The following is a 23,438-nucleotide window of genomic DNA, read 5'->3' as shown; positions in this document are numbered from 1 at the left end:
ATACCGGTTGGGGCGGGACGGCCGCCGTGTTCATCGTCTTCGAAAGGCCCTCAGTGTTCAGTCGTGTCGCCATCGTCAACCGCGGTGAAGCCGCCATGCGGCTCATCCACGCCGTTCGGGACCTAGCCGCGGAGACGGGAACACGGATCGAGACCGTCGCCCTGTACACGGACTCCGACAGAACGGCCACGTTCGTCCGCGAGGCTGACATCGCCTACGACTTGGGTCTCGCCGCGAACCGGCCCTATCTCGACCACGCGGTCCTCAGGAAGGCCCTGGTCGAGACCGGCGCGGACGCGGCCTGGGTCGGTTGGGGCTTCGTGGCGGAGGACCCGGCGTTCGCCGACCTGTGCGCCGAGATCGGCGTGACGTTCGTCGGCCCGAGCGCCGAGGCGATGCGCAAGCTGGGCGACAAGATCGGCTCGAAGCTGATCGCCGAAGAGGTCGGCGTGCCTGTGGCGCCGTGGAGCCGCGGACCGGTGGAGACGCTGGAGGAGGCCAAGGCGGCGGCGGACCGCATCGGCTACCCGTTGATGCTGAAGGCGACCGCGGGCGGCGGTGGTCGTGGCATCCGGATGATCTCCAACGCCGACGAGCTGACCCAGGCCTACGAGCTGACGCGCCAGGAAGCCGCGCGCGCGTTCGGCAGCGGCGTCGTGTTCCTGGAGCGCCTGGTGACGGGCGCCAGGCACGTCGAGGTGCAGGTCATCGCCGACGGGCAGGGAACCGCGTGGGCGCTGGGGGTGCGCGACTGCTCCGTGCAGCGGCGCAACCAGAAGATCATCGAGGAGTCCGCCTCCCCTGTCCTCGACGCCGGGCAGGTCGCCGAGCTGAAGGCGTCGGCCGAGCGGCTCGTGCTCGCGGTGGGCTACCTGGGCGCGGGCACCATCGAGTTCCTCTACCACCCCGGCGAGCGGCTGTTCGCGTTCCTCGAGGTCAACACGCGGCTTCAGGTCGAGCACCCCATCACCGAGATCACCACCGGCGTCGACCTGGTGAAGGCCCAGTTGCACGTGGCGGCGGGCGGCAAGCTCGAGGGTGACGCGCCAGAGGAGTGGGGTCACGCCGTCGAGGCGCGCCTCAACGCCGAGGACCCCGACCGCGACTTCGCGCCCTCGCCCGGCCGGATCGCGCGGCTGGCGCTGCCCAGCGGCCCGGGCATCCGGGTCGACACCGGGTTCAGCGAGGGCGACGTGATCCCCGCCGACTTCGACTCGATGATCGCCAAGATCATCGCGCACGGCCGTGACCGCACGGAGGCGTTGGCCCGCCTGCGCCGCGCGATGGCGCAGACGACTGTCATCATCGAGGGCGGCGTGACGAACAAGAGCTTCGTCCGCCTGCTGCTCGACGAGCCCGCGGTGATCGACGGCTCCGCCGACACCGGCTGGATCGACCGTGTGCGCGCCCAGGGTGCTCTCGTGTCGCACCAGCACTCCGCGATAGCGCTGATCGCCGCCGCCATCGAGGCCTACGAGGACGAGGAGGCGGTGACGCGGCAGCGCTTCCTGTCCACCGCGCACGGCGGCCGTCCGCAGGCGCAGCACGAGAGCGGTCGTGCGCTGGAGCTCAAGCTCCGCGACGTCGGCTACCGCGTCCAGGTCGCCCGTACCGGCGGTCACCGGTTCCGCATCGGCATCTCGTCGGGCGGCCCCGAGCACGCTGCCGACGTCGACATCGAGCGCTTCGACGAGCACAGCGGCCAGCTCACCGTGAACGGCGTTCGTTTCAAGGTCGTCACGAGCACGCACGGCCCGATCCATCTGGTCGAGGTCGACGGCATCACGCACCGCATCAGCCGCGACGAGGGCGGCATCGTGCGCTCGCCCGTGCCCGCGCTCGTGGTGGCCACGCCGCTGCAGGCGGGCGACGAGGTCGAGGCCGGTGCGCCGCTGCTCGTGGTCGAGAGCATGAAGATGGAGACCGTGCTGCGCGCGCCGTTCCGCGGCCGCGTGCGGGAGGTCGCGGTGTCGGTGGGCAGCCAGGTCGAGGCGGGCGCCCGCCTGCTCCGCCTGGAGCCGCTGGGTGACGGCGACGAGGCGGCCGGTCCAGGGGCGGCGGCGGAGGAGGTCGAGCTGGACCTGCCGTCCGAGCCGGTGGACGTGCCCGCGGCCGCGCGGGCCGCACGTGGCCTGCAGGACCTGCGCAGCCTCCTGCTGGGCTACGACATCGACTCGCAGGACGAGGGGCGCCTGCTCGCCAACTACCTCGCCGCGCGCGCCGAGCTCGTCGCCGGGGGCGACCACGAGCTGGCCGGTGAGGTCGAGCTGCTGCGCCTGTTCGCCGACCTGAGCGAACTGAGCCGCAACAGGCCCGCAGGAGAGGAGTCCAAGTCCGACTCCTCGGTGCACAGCCCCCGCGAGTACTTCCACATCTACCTGCAGTACCTCGACCCTGACCGGTCCGGGCTGTCGGAGAGCTTCCAGCAGCGCCTCACGCACGTGCTGTCCCGCTACGGCGTCGAAGGCCTGGACCGCACGCCGGAGCTGGAGGACGCGGTCTTCCGGATCTTCCTGGCCCAGCAGCGCGCCTCCGCCGACGTCGCCGTGGTGACGAGCCTGCTGCGCCAGTGGGTGAAGGAGGCCCCGCCCGCCGAGGCGGACCGCGTCACCGTCGGCCTGGCGCTGGAGCACCTCGTCTCCGCCACCCAGGTTCGCTTCCCCGCCGTCGCGGACCTGGCGCGCGGCGTCGTGTTCGCCTGGTTCGCACAGCCGCTGCTGCGCCGTAGCCGCGCGAAGGTCTACACGGCCGTGCGCAAGCACCTGCGCCACCTCGACCAGCACCCTGACGCGCCCGACCGCGCCGAGCGGATCTCCGCGATGGTCGCCAGCGCCGAGCCGCTCGTCCGGCTGGTCGGCCAGCGGATCGGCCGCGAAGGCACCGATCCCGTGCCGCTGCTGGAGGTGCTGAGCCGCCGCTACTACGGCAACCGTGCGCTGAGCGACATCCGGGTCAGCAAGGTGGCGGGCTGCACGTTCGTCGTCGCCGATCACCGCTCCGCGACCGGCAACGGCCGCGTCGTCACCACCGCGGTCGATTTCCCCGCGCTGGCCGAGGCGCTCAAGGCGGTCGGTGAGCTCGCCGGTGACGGCCGGCTGGTGGCCGACGTCTACCTGGCCTGGTCGGACGCTCCGAGCGACCCCGACGAGATGGCCGAGCGCCTGCGCGAGGTCCTGGCCGGGCAGGAGCCGTCGAACCGGGTCGGCCGCATCACCACGACCGTGGCGGGCAACGGCGGCCCCGTGACGCACCACCACCACTTCACCTTCCGCCCGTCCGCGGACGGCTTCGTGGAGGAGCGGCTGCTGCGCGGCCTGCACCCGCGCATCGCCGAGCGCATGCAGCTGGAGCGGCTGCGCGACTTCGACCTCACCCGGCTGCCCTCGCCTGACGAGGAGGTCTACCTCTTCAGGGCCGCGGCGCGGCAGAACCCGTCCGACGAGCGCCTCGTCGCCCTGGGCCAGGTGCGCGACCTGACCCCGTTGCGCGACGACGAGGGCAGGATCGTGGCGCTGCCCGCGGCCGAGGACATCCTGGTCACGTGCCTCGACGCGATCCGCAGGGCCAGGAAGCCCGGCGCGAAGACCTCCGCCACGAACCGGATCGTCATCTACGTGTGGCCGCCGACCGACCTCTCGTCGGACGACCTGAACACCGTGGCGAAGCGCGTGTTGCCGACGACGGCGGGCGCGGGCCTGGAGGAGGTGCTGTTCCTCGGCAGACGCCGCGACAGCGCCACCGGCGAGATCGTCGACATCGCCGTCCAGATCGGCTACGACGTGGGCTCCGGCGTGCGGCTGTCCATCGTCCCGCCGCCGACCGAGCCCATCGAGCCGCTGGACGACTACCGCCAGGAAGTGCTGCGCGCGCACAGCCGGGGCACGCCCTACCCGTACGAGCTGACCGGCATGCTCGCCGGGCCGTTCGGCTCGTTCACCGAGTACGACCTGGACGAGCACGCGAAGCTGGTGCCGGTGAACCGGCCCAAGGGGCGCAACACCGCCGCGATCGTCGCGGGGGTCGTCAGCACTCCCACGCCGCGCCACCCGGAGGGCATGACCCGCGTCGTGCTGCTTGGCGACCCGACGAAGGCGCTCGGCGCGCTGTCCGAGCCCGAGTGCGCCCGGGTGATAGCCGCGCTCGACCTGGCCGAGCAGATGCGGGTGCCGCTGGAGTGGTTCGCGCTCTCGGCGGGCGCCCGGATCTCGATGTCGTCCGGCACCGAGAACATGGACTGGGTGGCGGCCGCGCTCAAGCGGATCGTGACCTTCACCCAGGACGGCGGCGAGATCAACGTCGTGGTCGCGGGCATCAACGTCGGTGCTCAGCCGTACTGGAACGCCGAGGCCACGATGCTCATGCACACCAAGGGCATCCTGGTGATGACGCCCGACTCCGCGATGGTGCTCACGGGCAAGCAGTCGCTCGACTTCTCCGGCGGAGTGTCGGCCGAGGACAACCACGGCATCGGCGGATACGACCGGATCATGGGCCCGAACGGCCAGGCGCAGTACTGGGCGCCGGACATCCGCGGAGCGCGGGAAGTCCTGATGTCGCACTACGACCACAGCTACGTCGCGCCGGGCGAGAGCCGGCCGCGCAAGACGGTCACCAGCGACCCGGTGGACCGCGACGTGTCGACCTTCCCGCACGCCGCGCCGGACAGCGACTTCACGACGGTGGGTCAGATCTTCTCCGCCGAGTCCAACCCGGACCGCAAGAAGCCGTTCGACATCCGCACGGTCATGCGCGCGCTGTCGGATCAGGACCATCCGGTGCTGGAGCGGTGGGCGGGCATGGCCGACGCGGACACCGCCGTCGTCCAGGACGTCCACCTCGGTGGCCGGCCGGTGTGCCTGCTGGGCATCGAGTCCCGCTCCGTGCCGCGTCGCGGATTCCCTCCCACCGACGGCCCCGACACCTACACCGCGGGCACCCTGTTCCCGCGGTCGTCCAAGAAGGCCGCCAGGGCCATCAACGCCGCCAGCGGGAACCGTCCGCTGGTCGTGCTGGCCAACCTGTCGGGCTTCGACGGGTCGCCCGAGTCGATGCGCAAGCTGCAGCTGGAGTACGGCGCGGAGATCGGCCGCGCGGTGGTGAACTTCAAGGGACCCATCGTGTTCTGCGTGATCTCGCGCTACCACGGCGGCGCGTTCGTGGTGTTCTCCAAGGCGCTCAACCCGAACATGACCGTGCTGGCGGTCGAGGGCTCGTTCGCCTCGGTACTCGGCGGCGCTCCGGCCGCCGCGGTGGTCTTCGCCCGCGACGTCGACAAGCGGACCGGCAACGACCCCCGCGTACTCGCGCTCGCCGCCCGTGTCGCGGAGGCGCCTGCGGCCAGGCGGGCCGCGTTGGCCGCCGAGCTGGCCGAGCTGCGGGCGTCGGTGCGGGCCGAGAAGCTCACCGAGGTGGCCACCGAGTTCGACCGCGTGCACAGCATCCAGCGGGCGGTCGAGGTCGGCTCGGTGGACGCGATCATCAGCTGCGCCGAGCTGCGGCCGCGGATCATCGAGACGGTCGAGAAGAGCCTCGCCCGACAGTCCTGACCTGGGCCTGAAGCCGGACTTCCGCGCCTTTGGAGGCGGGCGTCCGGCTTCTCGCGTCCTGGCGAAGCGTCCGGGTCGCCGCCGCGGGCACGGCGAATCACGGCGGCCCGCCTGGCCGGCGACAGGGCGCCGGTGCTCCGGCGCCGAACGACGCTAAGCGGTCTTGAGTAAGTGCGTTGTGGTTGGTGCCACTGCCGTGGCTCGTCTCATCGCGCGTGTGCATGCTCTGCAGCAGTGATGTCCTCGTGACGCGGACCGAGTCGCTTAGCAAACGGGTCGACCCGTATGGTAAGTCCTATGAGCTCCTTTCCGTCCTCCAGGGGACGTCCCAGGGATCCCCGCTCGCACGAGGCGATCGTCAGCGCGGCCACAGAGCTGGTGGTCGAGGTCGGCTACGCCGCGACATCGATCGGGGCTGTGGCTGCCCGTGCCGGTGTCGGTAAGGACACGGTGTACCGGAGGTGGCGGGGCAAGCCGGAGTTGGTCTTCGAGGCTGTGTTCACGACCACCGACGATGTTCCGGCGCCGGACACCGGAACGCTGGCCGGGGACCTGACCGCACTGCTGCGGGGCCTGGTCGAGGAGTTCCACGCACCTGCCGCTGCAGCGGCGCTCCCGGGGCTGCTCGCTGACTTCGCCGCCGATCCGGTGCTGAAGGCGCGCATCCGCAGCGACTTCCTGGCCCCCTCGAAGGAGCGGCTGCTGATCGTCTTCGAGCGTGCCGTGGCGCGCGGGGAGATCGCGGCCGACACACCCGTGGATCTAGTCCTGGACACGCTGGCAGGAGCCGTGTTCTTCCACGTCGGTCTGGTCGGGGAACACCCCGGCCGTCAGCTGGCCGGCCGGCTGGCTGCTGTCATAGCCAAAGGAATCGAGATCCGATGAACGGCTGGCTTCTCGCAGCGGGCATCACCGCGTTCGGTGTGGCCGCAGCGCACATCGTCGGCGGGCACCGGGATGTGGTGCTCCCGCTGCTGTCCTGCGGACTCGCAGACGGCCCCAAGCGCGTCCTTCATGCCGTGTGGCACATGGTGAGCGCCGACCTGGCGCTCTCCGCAGCCGCCTTGGTCTACCTCGCGCTGGCGGACGATACGTCAGCGACCGGCCTGATGGCGTGGTTCGTGGCTGTGCACTTCGTAGCGTACGCAGTCGCTTTCCTGGTGGTCACGTTGTCGGTCGGCTGGCCGAAGCCACTGCTCCGGCTGCCGCAGTGGATTCTTCTCCTGCCGGTCGCGGTCCTGACAGTGGTGGGTGCCGCATAGCGACAGTCCGGAGAGATACAGCCGCGGTGCCAGCGGGGCGGATCGGAGCCGCCAGCAGCCTCCCCGCGCACAAGCTGAGCGGTCTCGGTGATGCGGGCTGTGGTTCGGTTATGAGGCAGGGCAGGGAGGGTCTGTCCATGCCGAAGATCTTGTGTGGCGGGGCGTGACCGCGCCCGAGGTCGCTGACCTGCTCGAATGCAACGCCGTCACCGTGCGGGGTGCGGTCCACCGCTTCGCGACCGGCGGGTTCGACTGGAGGATGCCCGGCGCCCGGGCCGCCCGGCCTCAGTCACCCGCCAGGACCGCGAGGCGTTGGCCCGCCCTGCTGGACGAGTCCGCCCGGCAGGGCCGGACCTGGACAGCCGCCGCATTGTGCGACTGGCTGGCCGCCGAGCGGGGGGCTCGGGTCTCGGTGGCCTGGCTGACTGGGTTGCTCCACCGGGACAGGTTCCGGTGGAAACGGAGCCGGGACACATTGCGGCACAAGGCCGACTCCGTCCTCCAGCAGGCCGCACGGGCCAGGCTGGCGGATTTACGGCTGGACGCGTGCGAGAGCGTGAGGAACCTGTACTTCCGCGACGAGAGCGGGTGCCGCGACAAGCTCGCCGTCATCCGCGTCGAAGTCTTCTACCTCCCGCCCCGCAGTCCCGAACTGAACGACATCGAGCGGGTGTGGCGCTCGGCGAAGTACGAGGACTACCCAGAGCGCGTCCACACCACCAACGAAGCGATCGGCACCGCAGTCGACCAAGCCCTGAACCGTCAACGCGCACGCATCAATGGATCAGCAGCAAACTTCACCAAAGCCGCTTAGTGGTCCTGCGGGAGGCGATAGACCGACACGTGGGAACGCGATTCGGCGGTGAAGTCGGCTCCCGACCAGTCGGCATGCCTGGTCTCCAGCTCGAACCCGGCCAGCTGTCCCATGAGGTCGAGCTCCGCCGGCCAGATGTAGCGGTGCGGGCTACGGAACAGCCGGGCCTGCCGGCTGTCATCGAACCTGAAATGGTGCGACACGACGTGCTGGCGCAGAACGTCGTAGGTGTCCAGCCCGATGTAGCCGGGCTCGCAATGCCAGACCGTGGCCTGCTGACCCGGCGGTAGTTTGCGCAGCTCAGGAACCCAGAGCTCGATCACGAACCGGCCGCCGGGCGTGAGGTGGCGGGCAGCGTTGCGGAAGCAGGCGACCTGCTCGGCTTGGGTGAGCAGGTTGGAGATCGTGTTGTAGACGAGGTAGACGAGTGTGTACTCCCCCGGAGCGACGGCGGTCGCCATGTCGCCGACGATCACCGGGATCGTCGCCTCGTCCGCCTTCGTCCGCAGTTGGTCGATCATCGGAGATGACAGCTCGATGCCGGTGACGGACACCCCTCGCTCGGCGAGCGGCACGGCCACGCGGCCGGTTCCGATGGCGAACTCGAGTGCCTGCCCGTCGCCCGCGAGTTCGGCGAGGCGGTCCACGGTCGGCTCCAGTACCTCGGGCGCGAACATGCCGGTGCCCGGCGTGTCATAGCCCCGGGCGGCATCGATGCCCCAGATCTCCTCCTGCTGCATGCCGCCAACGATGGCCGTGGCGTGTGCGTGGTGTCCAACGAATTTCGTGCTCTCGTCGGTGCGGCCGCCACGCGCCGGAGCGATGGCTCTCGACCCCGAGTGGAACATCCGCGCCGCCCATGCCCAGTGGCGGCGCGCGGGAGACTTCCAGCACTGGTCGTGCCGGCCGGGAGCGGTGCCGGTCGTCCCGATCTGACGGCTTCGCGCGAGGCCCGGGTGGTTCCAGGGTGGGAGGCGCGGGTGGCATGCTGGGAGGCCGGCGATCACGAGGAGATCAGCGATGAGCCATGCTTTCGGAACGCAGCTCGCGCCCCGGCACACCCCTCTCAACGCGGAGGAGAAGGCCAGGGGCGTGGCGAACTTCTCCACTCTCGTCGCCCAGGAGCTCCTCGGCAGCGGACGGTTCAGGGTGAGCGCCGACACGCCGGAGATGGTGGAGCTGTTCCAGGCGGTCGCCCGCCGGGTGGGCGAGATGCTGCAGCGGCCTGTGATCAGCTACGCCAACGGCAGGTACATCGTGATCACCTTCGGCCGGGAGGGAGCCTCGCTCTCACTGGCCGAGGAGCCCCCACAGCACAGGTGACCATCCACCTGTAGTGCTCAGTTCAGGCATGTGTTGTCGGTCATCTGGAACGGCTGAGCAAGGGTCGGGCAGGGAGCGTTCATCGACGAGGGCTTGCTCCGCCGGTATGTTTACGTAAACATACAACTGGAGCACGGCGCTCTGCCGGCGAGCCCACCACCGCGTCCTCGCCCTTCAACTCACGGTCTTTCAGCACAGGAGCAGCAGCACATGCCCGTTCTTCAGATTGACGACGGCGGATTCCGACTCGACGGTGAACCCTTCCGGCTCATGTCCGGCGGACTTCACTACTTCCGTGTCCATCCGGCGCAGTGGGCTGACCGGCTCCGCAAGGCGCGCCTCATGGGCCTCAACACCATTGAGACGTACGTCCCCTGGAACCTCCACCAGCCACGGCCCGACCGGTTCCGTATGGACGACGAACTCGACCTGCCCGCCTATCTCGATCTCGCCGCCGCCGAGGGTCTCCACGTCCTGCTTCGCCCTGGCCCGTACATCTGCGCCGAATGGGAGGGTGGCGGGCTGCCCTCATGGCTCCTGGCCGAACCCGACCTCCGGCTGCGCACCCGTGACCCCCGTTACCTCTCAGCGGTCGACGACTACTTCGCCCGGCTCCTCACCCCGCTCCAGCCCTACCTCTCCACGCGGGGCGGCCCGATAATCGCCATCCAGGTGGAGAACGAGTACGGAGCCTACGGCGATGACACCGCCTACCTCGAGCATCTCGCCCACTCGCTCCGCCGGTGCGGCGTCGACGTCCCGCTCTTCACCTGCGACCAGCCCGCCGATCTGGCGCGCGGAGGCCTACCGGGCGTTCTCTCCACGGCGAATTTCGGCAGCCGCTCCGCCCAGAGTCTCGCCACGCTGCGCGCGCACCAGCCCACCGGCCCGCTGCTGTCGACGGAATTCTGGATCGGCTGGTTCGACCGCTGGGGCTCCCACCATGTGGTCCGCGACGCTGACCAGGCGGCGCAGGAGCTTGACGAACTGCTCGCCGCCGGAGCTTCGGTCAACTTCTACATGTTCCACGGTGGTACCAACTTCGGGTTCACCAACGGCGCCAACGACAAGCACACCTACCGGCCGACCGTCACCTCCTACGACTACGACGCCCCTCTCGACGAAGCCGGTGACCCTACCGAGAAGTTCACCGCCTTCCGCAAGGTCATCGCCAAGTACGCGACAGTCCCCGACGAGCCCGTCCCCGCGCCCGCGGCCAAGCTCGCCGTGGCCGCCGTACCGCTGACGCAGAGCGCGGGCCTGCTAAGGAACGCCGAGTCGCTCGGCGAGGCCGTCGAGTCCCGACATCCGCTGACGATGGAAGAGCTTCGGCAGGACTTCGGCTTCGTTCTTTACGAGACCACGCTGCCGGCTGCCGGGCCCGTCCTGCTCGAACTGGAGCACGTCCGTGACCGCGCCCAGGTTTTCCTGGACGGACAGCCCGTCGGCGTCCTGGAGCGGGAGAATCACGAGCATGCCATGGCGTTCACCGTGCCGCGCGAGGGCAGCGTCCTCAGTGTGCTCGTGGAGAACCAGGGTCGCGTCAACTACGGGGTGGGTATCCACGACCGCAAGGGACTGCTCGGAGAGATCCTCCTCAACGGCTCGGAGCTCGCCGGGTGGACCAACCGTCCGCTTCCCCTGACCTTCCTGGAAGGGCTGCCGTTCGCCGCCACCAGGACCGTGACGATCGGGCCTGCGTTCCACCGCGGCACGTTCGAGGTGGCCGAGGCGGCCGACACCTTCCTCCATCTCGAGGGCTGGACGAAGGGTAACGCGTGGATCAACGGCTTCGCGCTCGGCCGCTACTGGTCTCGAGGCCCCCAACGATCCCTCTACGTTCCCGCCCCGGTGCTGCACACGGGCACCAATGAGATCATCGTCCTCGAACTGCACGCCTCCCACCACGCCCGTACCGTCGACTTCAAGGAGACGCCAGATCTCGGCCCCACCGAGGAGTGAGACCGGCACGGACACGCTGTGGCCGGGCACCGACCCTGCGGTACGGTGCCCTGCGCCCCTCTGGAGCCGGTTCCCGAAACCGAAGGGTCTTCATGTGATTCGGACCGTTGGGTTCGCGGGTACCGGCGGGTCCTTCCTAGGTGGCGGTCGGCAGGAGCGCCCTCGCGTCTCGACGTAGCGGATGGCGTTCTCAGGCCGAGGCCGAACACCGACGTCAGGTGCAACGACTCCGGGCACGGGCAGAGGGCCCTGTCGAGCCGGCGGTGGACACGCAGCGGTTCCGGGACGGCCGTTGGGCCACGGGAGGCCACGGTGATCCAGACCTTGCTGACCCGGCCGGCCTCCATGACGGACTGTTCGTCGATCAGGAGGTGCCGTCTTCAGCGTTCGCGTTGACGGCCGAAGCTCACCGATTTTCGTCTTCCCGGCTTGACCTTGCCCCTGGGTCAAGGTTCGAGGATGCTCTGCATGAACGACAACGCACTGCACACCGTCGAAGCGCAGGTCCGCGAGCAGGCCGCCGCCTACTGCGAGTCCAACAACGTCCCCGGGTTCGTCGTCGGCGTCCACCACGCCGGCGAGCAGATCATCGTCGCCCACGGCACCGCGAACGTCGCCACCGGCGCCCCGATGCTGCGGGACACCGGATTCCTCTTCGGCTCCGTCACCAAGGTATTGACCACCACCCTGGTCCTCCAGCTGGTCGACCGCGGGTTGCTGGACCTCGACTCGCCGGTCGTGAAGTACCTTCCCGACTTCGCGCTGGCCGTGCCGGGCGCGGCGGACAAGATCCTGGTCCGGCACCTGATCGGGCACACCAACGGCATCGACGCGGACCTGTACTTCCCCGACGACAAGGGCCGCGACGCCCTGAAGGCCTACGTCAAGGGCCTGGCGAGCGGCTGCGGCACCCTGTTCGAGCCCGGCGAGCAGCTCAGCTACTCCAACGGCGGCATGATCGTCGCCGGCCGCCTGCTGGAAGTGGTGACCGGCATGCCCTTCCACGACCTGCTGGCGCGCGAGATCTACGCCCCGGTCGGCATGCCGGACTCCGGCACCTCCGCCGAGCAGGCCATCCTGCGCAGCACGGCGGTCGGCCACTTCCTGGACCTCGAGACCATGGCGCCCAAGCCCACGAACATGTTCACGCTCCCCGACACCTGGGGCCCGGCCGGCGGCACGCCGATCGGCACCATCGCCGACCTGCTCGCCTTCGGGCGCACCCACCTCGCGGGGGGCGTGGCCCCTTCCGGCACGCGCGTCCTGTCAGCCGAGTCGACCGCCCTGATGCAGCAGGTCTCCTACGACATGGACAGCCCCAACACCCCGCCGATCGGCCTGGGCTGGGTGCTGTACCCGTTCGGCGACACGACCGTGCTGGCCATGTCGGGCGCCTCGCCCGGCGGGGTCTCGCTCCTGTGCGTGCTCCCCGAGCACGACCTGGTCTTCGCCGCCTACGGCAACAATCCGGGGGCGATCATGCTGCAGGACCAGATCCTGCAGTGGCTCCTGAGCGAGCACCTCGGCGTCCAGATCCCCAAGCTGGTCACCGAAATGGAGCAGGACGTCGACCTCGCCCCCTACGTGGGCACCTACCGTTCCAACCAGCTCCGCATCGACGTCAGCATCGTCGACGGCCAGCTCGAGGAGCGGATGACCTACGAGCCGGCGGACGAGTCTCAGGAACGGATCTTCACCGAGTTCGCCGGCGGCATGACCTCCGCCCCGCCGCAGCGCTACGTGCCGATCCGGCCGGGCCTCTTCGCGCCCGCCGGCTACCCGCTGGAGGCGTTCGACGGATACCTGCGGCTGCTGCTCGTCTCCTTCCACGACGTCCGTGACGGCCAGGCGCGCTTCCGCAACGGCGGCGGCCGCCTGACCCGCCGAGCCTGACCCTGCCGCGGGTGGAAGGATGTCCAGCATGCTCACGATTGGCCAGCTCGCGGACTACGCCGGAGTGACCATCAAGGCCATCCGCCACTATCACGAGCGCGGTCTGCTCACCGAGCCCGACCGCGACTCCTCCGGCTACCGGCGCTACACCGCCGAGCACGCCATCAAGCTCGTCAAGATCAGGACCCTGGCGCACGCGGGGCTGCCGCTGGCCCGCGTCAGGGGCCTCCTCGACGCCGACGCGGAGACGCTCACGGCAGCCATCGCCGAGATCGACCACGCCCTCGAAGAACGCGTCGCGCAGCTGGGACGAACCCGCGACCAACTCGCCCAGCTGCGCGGCGGCGACCGGCTCTTCGTCTCCCCCGAAGTCGGGGACTATCTCGACGACTTGCGCGAACTCGGCGTCAGCGAGCGCCAGATCCACCTGGAACGCGACGGCTGGATCCTCATGCAGACAGCCTCACCCGAGGACGCCTCCGTGTGGATCGCCGAAAAACGTGAGCTCATGACCCATCCCGAGTTCCGCGCCCTCTACCTCGACCACGACGCCGCCTACGACTGGTCGCCTGACGATCCTCGCCTCCTCGGCCTCGCGGACCGTACCCGGAGCTGGTTCACCGATCACCACAGCCGATCCGAGACCCGCCCCGTCCAGAACCCGGCCATCGCCCGGTTGGCCGCGCAATCCCAGGCCGGAGCCTCATCCCCAGCTTGGGACCGCCTGGCACAACTCATGACCGGCTAGCCTCATTGTGTGTGCCGCTCGGTCGGAAGTGTCTGATCTCGGTCTGACCGGCCGAGCGTGATGGTTCTCCGATGTCGGCGGAGACACGCGAATCCGCGGATGCGGTAGAGATGCGTCCGCTGCTCGCGCCGGCACCAACCCGGCGGCAGGTCGGTCTCCAACGCCTCCAGGTCCTCCACGGCGGCCGGGGCACGTGCCACCCGAAAATCTCCGGCCACCTGCCTTCACCGGCACAGCAAGACGAACGGCCAGGACATGGACCCACAGAATCTCCGGAATCTCTGCATCACCTGGCGCGTTGCCGAACGCGCCCTCGGCGTCGTCACCCGTCCGCGCCGAGATCGCCTCCCTCGACTGGGCCCGGCACATCCCCATCTATCTCGGCAACCCCGACGTCGGAGTACGCGGCATTCGTCGAGTCCGTTCGCCACGGCTGCCGACGCTGCGCCGGAAGATCAAGCTCGGTGTCCCAGGCCCTGCTGGCCACCTTCGTCGCTGACGAGACCATCGTTCACGAGGCCGCCACCCGCACCGCCGTCAACGAGCCATCGCAACGGAGTGACAAGCCCTCCCCTGGTGGCGGCAGCGGCTTTCCCAATTCTTCTAGGCAGCCATCTTCATGAGCCGTAAATCACGCAATCCGCAGGCGTTTCCGTATGGTGGAAATATGTTCTTCGAACCCCCGCCAGCTCGAGAAGAACCGACTCGCCCACCCAAGCCTGGACTGCCGGCTTGGTCCGCTCCGCCGGCGGAAGAGATGGGCGCGGTGATGGTCAGCGGACTGGCGCTGGCCCGCACCCCGAATGTCGCCATAACGTTGCCGACGATCCAGGCTTTCAGCACCGGCTGCCTGATGAACGTGGACGTTGTCGCGAGGCGACAGACTCTGTCCCCCGACGACTTCCAGGCCCTCCAGCTATCCGTGTTCCCTCATTTGATCACCGGAGTGAGGGCCGATCGGCCGATACCGGACCAGCTGCTACGGTTCGGCGTGCGCTTCGCCGACGGCGCCAAGGCCACCACCGTCGGACAACGTTTGGACAGAACACAGCTCCCGCAGGATCCGCCACCAGGTCCACAGCTTTCCTTGCTGTTCCCCGGCATGTCCATGCGCAGCGGTGACGAGGATGCAGGTGTCATGACCATGGGGCTGTGGCTTTGGCCCTCGCCTCCCAGGGAGAGCTTCGAACTCGCTGTGGAGTGGCCCGTCGGCGGTGTCGAACTGAGCATCGTCGAACTCGATGGTGCGGCCATCGCAGCCGCCGCCCAGCAGACGGTCCCGTACTGGCCGGAATCCCCGCAGGACGGGTGAACCCCGACCAGTCGCGATTACGGAGAAGCCCCGTCAGAGTCCATGTATTTGAAGGAACCCCTCGAACAGGGAGCCCCAGCGACAAGACGCACATCAAACCGCCGACCCGCACACCAAGACCCCGCCAGCCTCACGCTGCCGGGGTTTTCTCGCATCGCCACATCCTCGCCCTGGAAGTCGCGTTCACCCTCATCTTGAGTTCCGGGAGATGGGGAGCCGTTGAGAAGCGTCTCACCCGCCGCGCACGAGCGCGTTCGGGCAGGTCAGTGGCGGGGTGCGTACATGATCACGGCGACGCTGCTTACTGAGGCCTTTCATCCTGGGTCGCGTCGAGGCAGTTGCTGGTCCTCAGCCGAAACGCATCTTCGACTCGAGTCGTACGTCGGCTTCCGATGTCGCCGACCGGCTGCCCGGGATCTTCGAGGACCATGACCTCGTCGGGCCGGAAGACGACGCGCTTCAGGAGATGGCCCGCTCGATGCGGCAGAACGGCGCTCGTGGCCGTCGGGCTCGCGCAGCCTCACATCCGGGATCTCAGCACGTCGACCTCGCAGCCTGGCGAGTACGGGTCGAAGCCGTGCTCGACCAGCCAGCGGACCGCCCGCAGGCTTCGCAACGACCACCACGCGCGGATCACGTCGAGGTCGACGTGGGAGCCGTAGCCGGCGACGACGTCGCCAAGGTGCTCCTCGTGTCCGAGCGTCAAGGTGGCGAGGTCGTACAGGGCATCGCCCTGGGCCGCCTCGGACCAGTCGATCACGCCGGTGATCTCGTCACCGTCGACGAACACGTGGGTGACCTGCAGGTCGCCGTGCGTGAACACCGGTGTCCACGGCCGGAGCGCAGCCTCGGCAACCCGGCGGTTGCGCATGACCAGGGCGGCGGGAAGGACACCGTTCGTGACGAGCCACTCGCATTCGCCGTCGAGGTGCGATGCGATCTGGTCGAGGCTCCGACCGGGCCATGGCGGCAGCGGCGCGTCGTGCAGCATCCGTGCGGCGGCACCCGCCGCGGCCCACGCCGCCGACGACGCGGTCGACGGCTCGCCGAGGCGGCCGAGTGCCGTCCCTGGGAGGGCGGTGAGCGCGAGCACGGGCGGCTTGCGCCACAGGACCTCCGGAGTCGGGATCGGCGCCATAGTCATCGCGTCGACCTCGACGTCGGTGCGCGTCTGATCAGCGTCGATCTTCAGGAACACGTCGCCGACGCGCAGGGTCGCGCGCTCGTGATGGGCGACGACGACCTTGACCTCTTCCACGTCGGCCATTGTCGCGGGATGGTCATCGACGTCGCCACGGGTTTGTCGCGTGCGACGGCGCGGCTGGCCGCGTCCCGCTGCCCGGCGACCTCGTGCACGACACCGGCCGCTGACAAATCGAGCTCGTAGTTGTGGAGCACTGCGATCGCTCGCGAGTAATGCTTGAGACCTGTGGATCGGCCGGGAGGGGTGTACCTTCCCGGTGATCGTCTGTAGGTCTCACGCATGGCCGACGCGCCAACGTCGGTCGGGAAGGTACACCCATGCTCACCGTAGTCCCCGACCCGTCCGATCGCGATGTGTCGCGTCGGCCGGGTCGCCTGTGGCGGCGTCGTTGATCGACGAGATCGTCCGGGAGGGCGCCCGCCGGATCTTGGCCGAGGCGTTGCGGGCCGAGCTCGATGCCTACATCGCTCAGTTCGCCGACCAGCGTGACGAGCGCGGTCGTCGTCTGGTGGTGCGTAACGGCTCGCACCAGCCTCGCGAGGTGCTGACCTCGGCGGGTGCTATCGAGGTGAAGGCGCCACGGGTCAACGACCGGCGCACCGACCCGGAGACCGGCGAGCGCCGCCGGTTTTCCTCTGCGATCCTGCCGCCGTGGGCGCGTAAGACCCCCAAGGTGACCGAGGTGCTGCCGCCGCTGTACCTGCACGGCCTGTCGTCCGGCGACTTCGTGCCTGCTCTCGGCCAGTTCCTCGGCAGCTCGGCCGGGCTGTCGAGCTCGGTCATCACCAAGCTGACCGAGCAGTGGAAGGACGAACAGCGCGCCTTCGCGGCCAGAGATCAGTCGGCGGTGGACCACGTCTACCTGTGGGCCGACGGGATCCATGTCAACATCCGGCTGGAGGAGCACAAGCTGTGCCTGCTGGTGACGATCGGGGGCCGCGCCGACGGCCGCAAGGAACTCATCGCGCTCGCCGACGACACCGTGAGAGAGGCAGCAATGGACCAAAGCACCCGCGGCGAGCTCATCAGTCGACTGGCCGAGGTGATCAGGTCCGTCACGACCGCGCACCCGCTGCGGGTCGCCATCGACGGGCCGCCCGCCGCCGGCAAGACCACGCTGGCCGACGAGCTCGCCGTCGTCCTGCGCGCGCAGGACCGCGACGTCATCCGCGCGACCATCGACGACTTCCTCTTCCCCCGTGCACAGCGCTACCGACGCGGCCAGTACTCGGCCGAAGGCTGCTACTTCGACGCCCACGACCACGCCGCGCTGTGCCGGGTCCTGCTCGATCCACTGGGCCCAGGCGGAGACCGAAGGTTCCAACACGCGGTCTACGACACAGACACCGACACCCCATCGTCCCCGCCGGCCACGACCGCCCCCGCAGACGCCGTACTGCTCTTCGACGGCGTCTTCCTCCTGCGCCCAGAACTCATCGACCGATGGGACCTGCGCATCTTCGTTTCCGTCCCATTCGAGCAGACGGTAGATCGCGCCCGGGACCGAGGCACAGCGCTGGCCGGATCCACCGCCGACACCGCCGAAATCGAACGGTCCTGGCGCAACCGCTATATCCCCTCCCAACGGCTCTACTTCGCCACAGCCCGCCCAACCGACCACGCCGACATCATCGTGTACAACGATCAGCTCCAACGGCCGACCTGGGAAGTCCGACCACACTCATCGATACACAGGTGACTGCCGGCGAAAATCCGGGTGCTGATGGTCGGTGGGGTGGTGCGTGGTCGGGGATGGAGATCGACGGGTGGATCGGGGATCTACGGGCTCGGCGGTGCTGTGGTGCGGTGGTGCGGCCGGCCACGGCGGGCCTTTCATGCATGACATTGCACATTGCTGAATAGTGCTCATCTGAATTGCGAGCAGCGACTCCGGCTACAGGGGGTATCGGGCTCCCACCAGGGGAAACGCGCCAAATGAAGCGCACCGGTCGCAGGCCATGGAACGCTCCGGCCGTGTCGAGGCTTGACCATTCCTGCTTGAAAGCGCCTGATTATTGACGTCTTCAATCATGCATTGCTACGTTCGCGTCATCACCCCCCTCGACGAGGAGTGCCGCAATGTCTCTTGCCTCACGACATCCTCGACCTCTCCGAACGGCCGTCGGGGCCGCGCTCTGCGCTGTCGTCGTGATCGGCGTGGCCCCGTTCAGAGCCGACGCCCACCCCGCCATTCCTGCCACCACCACCACGGTCGCGGTCATCCCGGCACCAGCCCACCTCGAAGTCCACGCCGACGAGGCTGCCGCGCTCGGCCCTCGCACCGTCATCAAGATCCACTCCCGCGACAACGGCGCCCGTAAGGTCGGATCACAGTTCGCCCAGTTCCTGCGCACCGCCACCGGTTACCGGATACCGGTGGGCACTGCGGACGGCGATGACCATCACTCTGACAGCCGCGCCAGAGGCGCCACCGTGGAGCTTTCCACCCGAGGCGGCGCAGCGCTCGGCCAGGAGGGCTACGCGCTGAACGTCAAGAAGAACCGCGTCTCCATCGAGGCGCACACCGCGGAGGGGCTGTTCAGGGGGGTGACCACCCTGCGCCAGCTCCTACCGCGGCAGATCGAGTCCGCGACGCAGGCCGAGGGACCGTGGACGGTCCCGGCGGTGCGGATCAGCGACACCCCCCGCTACGGCTATCGCGGTGCGATGCTCGATGTCGCCCGCCGCTTCTTCGACGTGGCCGACGTCAAACGGTTCATCGATCACATGGCGATGTACAAGCTCAACGCCCTGCACCTGCACCTCACCGACGACCAGGGCTGGCGGCTCACCGTGGACGAGCGGCCCGCGCTGACGCAAGTCGGCGCCTCCACACAGAGCGGCTGGAAGCCCGGCACCGGAGGCCCGTGGTACTACACCAAGGCGCAGTACCGTGAGATCGTCGAGTACGCCGCCAACAGATTCATCGACGTCATCCCCGAGATCGACGGCCCCGGGCACGCCACAGCCGCCAAGGCGTCGCTGCCCGAGGTGAACTGCGATGGCCAGGCCGTCCCGCCATACTCAGGGTTCGACGTCGGACTCCCGCCCGTCTGCCTCGCCCCCGAGGCGCGCCCGGCGGTCAAGGCCTACCTCACCGATGTCCTCCAGGAGGCGTCGCGGCAGAGCTCGGCCGACATCGTGCACATCGGCGGCGACGAAGTTCCGTCGATCACCACCGAGCAGATGGACTGGTACGTACGGAGCGCTGGAGAGGTCGTCACCGGCGAAGGCAAGCGCGTCATGGGATGGCACCAGATCGGCGCCGGCACCCTGCCGTCCGGCAGCCTGCTGCAGTGGTGGGGAGATCACGGTGACCAGGCCTCGATCGGCACCGACCGGGAGACCGGCGGAGTGCGTGACCTGCGCGCCGGCGTTGCCCAGGGAGCGCAGGTCATCGCGTCGCCCGCCGACCGCGCCTACCTCGACATGAAGTACGACTCGACCAACCCCTACGGCCTCAGCTGGGCCGGACTGGTCAACCTCCGCCGCGCCTACGAGTGGGACCCGATCAGCGTGACCTCCAGCCCCGATGGCGCCCACCGGATCGTCAGCGAGCAGCAGGTCGCGGGCGTCGAGGCAGCCCTGTGGTCCGACCGCGCCTACCGCGGATCCAGCTCGCTGCCCACGTCTCTGGACCAATTCGTGCCGCCGTCGGTCTACGCCGACTTCATGACCTACCCTCGCCTGCCCGCCATCGCGGAAGTCGGCTGGTCGCCGGGAGCGGTGCGCTCGTACGACGACTTCCAGCGCCGGGTGGTGGCACACGGTCAACGTTGGGACCTGCGGGGCATCGGCTACTACCGCGCACCGGATGTCCCCTGGGTGACCGCGTCCTGAGCTGTCGCCTCCCTGAGGGTTGAGTAACGAGGTCAGCGAGCCGGCCCGTCGCTTGACCATGGTCGCGGGCGTGATCGGCGGTCACGCCCGCGGCCACCGGGCCGCCGCCGAGTGACGGCACGCCGCACGCATCTCCGGGATCCGTCGCGCCAGCGACCACCACGGTGGATTCCGGGGTTCGATGCCACGATGGCCGCGTTCTCGAACTCTGTTGGGGTCAGCATGCCCAGGCTGCTGTGACGCCGCCGTCGGCTATGCCAGACCTCTCGATATTCAAAGATGGCGTTGCCGGTCGACCAGCTCGACCGGCATGCGGGACCCCTCGATCATGGCGTTGTCGCAACACCGACGCTGCCGGCGCATCCTATGGATGTCCGCATGCGCGCATGCGCTTGGTTGCTTCCATGAGCCGGCAACCCGCGACCGAATCCGCTGGCGTACGGCCGGGCGCCCGGTTTCGGTCTCCGGCAACCAGATCGCGACGGCCGGGCGCAGCAGCGTGAGCGGCACAACGAATCCCACCCCGTGGCGAAAGATCCTTCCAGTTCTCCTGCAGGACGAGGGTCGCAGTCGTGTGGACGACGGGGTGAGGGATGTGGTTTTCGGTCGCGCAGCGTCGTGGAGGAGCCCATGTCGAGTGGGCGGTCCTCCAGCAGGACACGTCCTTCGATGGGCCCGACGGTCACCGAAGGATCCTCAGCAGGATGGACTCCTGCCAGCGCGGTTACTCGCTCTGGAGGGAAGTCAAGAGGGACCCCCACCGAGGGTTTCAGGCCGCCAAATCGCTCCGGGTCATGACAGGCCTGGAACTCGATCTATAGATCTATCGTCGTACGGCTATGGCCGACATCGCGAGAAGACGCGTTCCCTGGTGGCCGATCCGCTGTTAGAAAAGAGAAAATCGAGCGATCAGGGGCAAACGATGCAAGACGATCAGAGAACCCTACAGATCAACGGGCGGGAGTACCGGGAACCGGCCGCTCCCATCGTTGTTGTCTGTATCGACGGCAGCGAGCCAGAATATCACGAGAAGGCTATCGCCGCAGGCCACATGCCATACCTGGCTTCGCTGGTCGAGCGCGGTGGCAGCGTTGAAGCCGAATGCGTGATGCCGTCATTCACCAATCCGAATAACTTGTCGATCGCCACTGGAGTGCCGCCTTCCGTACACGGAATTTGCGGAAACTACTTCTACGACAGCACCGTCGGCAGCGAAGTGTTGATGAATGACCCGCGGTTCCTACGCGCGCCGACCATCTTCTCCGAGTTCGAACGGGCCGGCCACTGGATCGCGGTCATCACCGCGAAGGACAAACTGCGCAGGCTGCTGGGAGCAGGTCTGAAGCAGAGCATCTGCTTCTCTGCCGAGCTGGCCGAGAGCGCCACCCTCGCCGAGAACGGGATCAGCGGCCTACTCGACCTCGTCGGTCAGCCTCAGCCCTCGGTCTACAGCGCCGAACTCAGCGAATTCGTGCTCGCGGCCGGGGTACGCATCCTCATACGCGACCGTCCCGACCTGATGTACCTGTCACTGACGGACTACATCCAGCACAAGCACGCTCCGGGTTCTCCGATCGCCAACGCGTTCTACGCGATGATGGACGGTTACTTTCGGCAGCTCGACGCGCTGGGCGCCATCCTGGTGATCACGGCCGACCACGGGATGAACGCGAAGTCCGACGAGCATGGCGCGCCGCGGGTGGTCTTCCTGCAGCCGCACCTGGACAGGTGGCTCGGCGTCGGCGCGGCCCGGGTGATCCTGCCGATCACCGATCCGTACACCGCCCACCACGGCGCGCTCGGCTCCTTCGCCACGCTGTACCTGCCCCCCGGTGCCGACCGGGACGCCGTCGCGGCGCGCCTTGCGCAGGTGCCGGGGATCGAGACGGTTCTCGATCGAGAGAGCGCCTGCGCGGCCTTCGAGCTGCCGGCCGACCGGGTCGGCGATCTGATCCTCATCGCGGAGCGGCACACGGCGCTGGGCACCGAGCCCGCGCACCACGATGTCTCACAGCTCGACAAGCCCCTGCGCTCGCACGGTGGCCTCACCGAGCAACGGGTACCCTTCCTGGTCAATCGCGAGCTCGGCCAGCTTCCCGAAGGGCATCGACTGCGGAACTTCGACGCCTACTGGGTGGCGCTGAACTACCTCACGGCGGCGCCGGTCACGGCCGTTCAAGCGAGGAGGGGGACGACATGACCGAGACGGGTGCCGCCACGTCCGCGCCTCTCGTGAACGACGCTGTCGCACCGCTGTACCGGCGGTGGCGTGTCCGGATCTTCGCGGTGACCTGGATCGCCTACGCAGGTTTCTACTTCACCCGCCAGGCGTTCTCGGTGGCCAAGGTCGGCATCCTCGACGACCCGGCGGTCAACCTGACACTGACCAAGGCCATGCTCGGCAACCTCGATGCGCTCTATCTCGCGGCGTACGCCGTCGGGCAGTTCATGTGGGGCACGCTCGCCGATCGCTTCGGGCCACGGGTGGTGCTGCTCGGCGGACTCCTCATGTCGGCCGTGGCCGCCGCGCTGCTCGGAGTGGTGTCCGCCCTGGTGCTCTTCGCTCCGCTGATGATCGTGCAGGGTCTCGCCCAGTCCACGGGATGGTCCTCGCTGTGCAAGAACGTGGCGCAGTTCTTCGCCGTGCGCGAGCGCGGCCGGGTGCTGGGGCTGTGGAGCACCAACTACGCCTTCGGCGGTCTCGTCGCTGGACCGTTCGTCGGCTGGGTGGCCTACGGGATCTTCGATAACTGGCGGGCCGCTTTCCTCGCCGGGGCCGCCGTGGTGGTCGTCGTGTTCGCACTGGTCGCGATGCTGCAGCGCAACCGGCCCGTCGACGTCGGGCTGCCGCCCGTCGAGGAGTTCATCGGCGAGCCCACTGCGGGCGCCGTCGACTCGCGGCCGCACCCTCCACGATCGGTCCGCGAGGCGTTCATGGCCGCCGTGCGTGACCGCATGGTACTCACGCTCGGCGTGGCCTACTTCCTGCTCAAGCCCGCCCGCTACGCGATCCTGCTGTGGGGGCCGGTGATCGTCGTCGAACGCATCCCCGAGGCAGGGCTGCTGGAGGCGGTCGTCATCCCTGTCGCGTTCGGGGCCGCGGGGCTGATCGCTCCCATCCTCGTCGGGCTGGTCTCGGACAAGCTCTTCTCTGCCCGCCGGGTACCGCCCGCGGTGCTGAGCCTGCTCGGCCTGGTCGCGGTGCTCGTGCTGTTCGAGCCGCTGACCGCATCCGGCAATGTCGTGCTCATGGTGGTACTGCTGGCCCTCATCGGGCTCACCGTGTACGCCGCGGACGCGATGATCTCCTGCGTCTGCGCCGTCGACTTCGGGACCTCCGAGCACGCCGGGGCCTCGGCCGGCTTCGTCAACGGCTGCGGCTCGGTCGGCGCGATCCTTGGCGGCCTGCTGCCGGGTTACCTCAGCACCGGATCCCTGTTCTACGGCTTCGCCGGCGCAGCGCTCGTGGCCGCCGTGCTCCTCGCACCGCGCTGGAACTCGCGCCCGGCAGCCGCCTGATCCGAACTGGTCCAA

At 68.7% G+C, this 23,438-nt stretch carries 15 protein-coding genes and 1 pseudogene; 14 read left to right on the top strand and 2 right to left on the bottom strand.

The window, feature by feature from the left end:
- Window positions 1–53 precede the first annotated feature (53 nt).
- From ABFX55_RS10505 to ABFX55_RS10490, 4 genes are all read left to right on the top strand, one after another.
- Window positions 54–5,546, top strand: coding sequence for an ATP-binding protein (locus ABFX55_RS10505; protein WP_346119959.1), 5,493 nt, complete (start codon window positions 54–56; stop codon window positions 5,544–5,546).
- Between the two features lie 285 nt (window positions 5,547–5,831).
- Window positions 5,832–6,431 carry a TetR/AcrR family transcriptional regulator gene (locus ABFX55_RS10500; protein ID WP_346119957.1) on the top strand — a complete coding sequence of 200 codons (600 nt, stop codon included), beginning with the start codon at window positions 5,832–5,834 and terminating at the stop codon, window positions 6,429–6,431.
- Window positions 6,428–6,808, top strand: coding sequence for a hypothetical protein (locus tag ABFX55_RS10495; RefSeq protein ID WP_346119955.1), 381 nt, complete (start codon window positions 6,428–6,430; stop codon window positions 6,806–6,808). Before ABFX55_RS10500 ends, ABFX55_RS10495 begins: the two co-directional genes overlap by 4 nt.
- A 163-nt stretch (window positions 6,809–6,971) precedes the next feature.
- Window positions 6,972–7,622, top strand: a complete 651-nt coding sequence (locus ABFX55_RS10490; protein ID WP_346119953.1) for a transposase — start codon at window positions 6,972–6,974, stop codon at window positions 7,620–7,622.
- On the opposite strand, the gene ABFX55_RS10485 is transcribed toward ABFX55_RS10490, so the two are convergent.
- Window positions 7,619–8,362: a class I SAM-dependent methyltransferase gene (locus ABFX55_RS10485; protein ID WP_346119951.1), complete on the bottom strand. Its 744-nt coding sequence runs from the start codon at window positions 8,360–8,362 to the stop codon at window positions 7,619–7,621. The genes ABFX55_RS10490 and ABFX55_RS10485 overlap by 4 nt on opposite strands.
- A gap of 280 nt (window positions 8,363–8,642) precedes the next feature.
- On the opposite strand from ABFX55_RS10485, the gene ABFX55_RS10480 reads away from it, so the two are divergent.
- The 5 genes from ABFX55_RS10480 (at window position 8,643) to ABFX55_RS10460 (ending at window position 14,860) form a co-directional block, all read left to right on the top strand.
- Complete coding sequence (locus ABFX55_RS10480; protein WP_346119949.1) at window positions 8,643–8,945, top strand: hypothetical protein; 303 nt, start codon at window positions 8,643–8,645, stop codon at window positions 8,943–8,945.
- A gap of 210 nt (window positions 8,946–9,155) precedes the next feature.
- A complete protein-coding gene (locus ABFX55_RS10475) occupies window positions 9,156–10,907 on the top strand; it encodes a glycoside hydrolase family 35 protein (protein ID WP_346119947.1) in 1,752 nt (583 codons plus the stop codon).
- A gap of 468 nt (window positions 10,908–11,375) precedes the next feature.
- Window positions 11,376–12,800, top strand: coding sequence for a serine hydrolase domain-containing protein (locus tag ABFX55_RS10470; RefSeq protein WP_346119945.1), 1,425 nt, complete (start codon window positions 11,376–11,378; stop codon window positions 12,798–12,800).
- Between the two features lie 28 nt (window positions 12,801–12,828).
- Complete coding sequence (locus ABFX55_RS10465) at window positions 12,829–13,548, top strand: MerR family transcriptional regulator (protein WP_346119943.1); 720 nt, start codon at window positions 12,829–12,831, stop codon at window positions 13,546–13,548.
- Window positions 13,549–14,215: 667 nt separating this feature from the next.
- Window positions 14,216–14,860 (top strand): hypothetical protein, encoded by a 645-nt coding sequence (locus tag ABFX55_RS10460; RefSeq protein WP_346119942.1) that lies wholly within the window; start codon window positions 14,216–14,218, stop codon window positions 14,858–14,860.
- Window positions 14,861–15,380: 520 nt separating this feature from the next.
- Here the strand turns inward: ABFX55_RS10460 and ABFX55_RS10455 are convergent.
- Window positions 15,381–16,127 (bottom strand): phosphotransferase family protein, encoded by a 747-nt coding sequence (locus ABFX55_RS10455; RefSeq protein ID WP_346119941.1) that lies wholly within the window; start codon window positions 16,125–16,127, stop codon window positions 15,381–15,383.
- A gap of 254 nt (window positions 16,128–16,381) precedes the next feature.
- Here ABFX55_RS10455 and ABFX55_RS10450 point away from each other — a divergent pair.
- The 5 genes and pseudogenes from ABFX55_RS10450 to ABFX55_RS10430 all read left to right on the top strand — a co-directional run.
- A pseudogene (locus ABFX55_RS10450) lies at window positions 16,382–17,040 on the top strand (transposase); the annotation flags it as partial.
- A gap of 21 nt (window positions 17,041–17,061) precedes the next feature.
- Window positions 17,062–17,763: a cytidylate kinase family protein gene (locus ABFX55_RS10445; RefSeq protein ID WP_346120124.1), complete on the top strand. Its 702-nt coding sequence runs from the start codon at window positions 17,062–17,064 to the stop codon at window positions 17,761–17,763.
- 449 nt (window positions 17,764–18,212) lie between these two features.
- Window positions 18,213–19,904 (top strand): beta-N-acetylhexosaminidase, encoded by a 1,692-nt coding sequence (locus tag ABFX55_RS10440; protein WP_346119939.1) that lies wholly within the window; start codon window positions 18,213–18,215, stop codon window positions 19,902–19,904.
- Window positions 19,905–20,775: 871 nt separating this feature from the next.
- On the top strand, window positions 20,776–22,104 hold the full coding sequence (phnA, locus tag ABFX55_RS10435) for a phosphonoacetate hydrolase (RefSeq protein WP_346119937.1): 1,329 nt from the start codon (window positions 20,776–20,778) through the stop codon (window positions 22,102–22,104).
- Complete coding sequence (locus tag ABFX55_RS10430; protein WP_346119935.1) at window positions 22,101–23,423, top strand: MFS transporter; 1,323 nt, start codon at window positions 22,101–22,103, stop codon at window positions 23,421–23,423. The genes phnA and ABFX55_RS10430 overlap by 4 nt, the downstream gene beginning before the upstream one ends.
- Window positions 23,424–23,438: the final 15 nt, after the last annotated feature.

Origin of the sequence: Nonomuraea roseola (assembly GCF_039535395.1) — a bacterium.
Classification (GTDB): domain Bacteria; phylum Actinomycetota; class Actinomycetes; order Streptosporangiales; family Streptosporangiaceae; genus Nonomuraea; species Nonomuraea roseola.
Note: the sequence above shows the minus strand (reverse complement) of the source record. Positions and strands in the feature narration are given on the sequence as shown.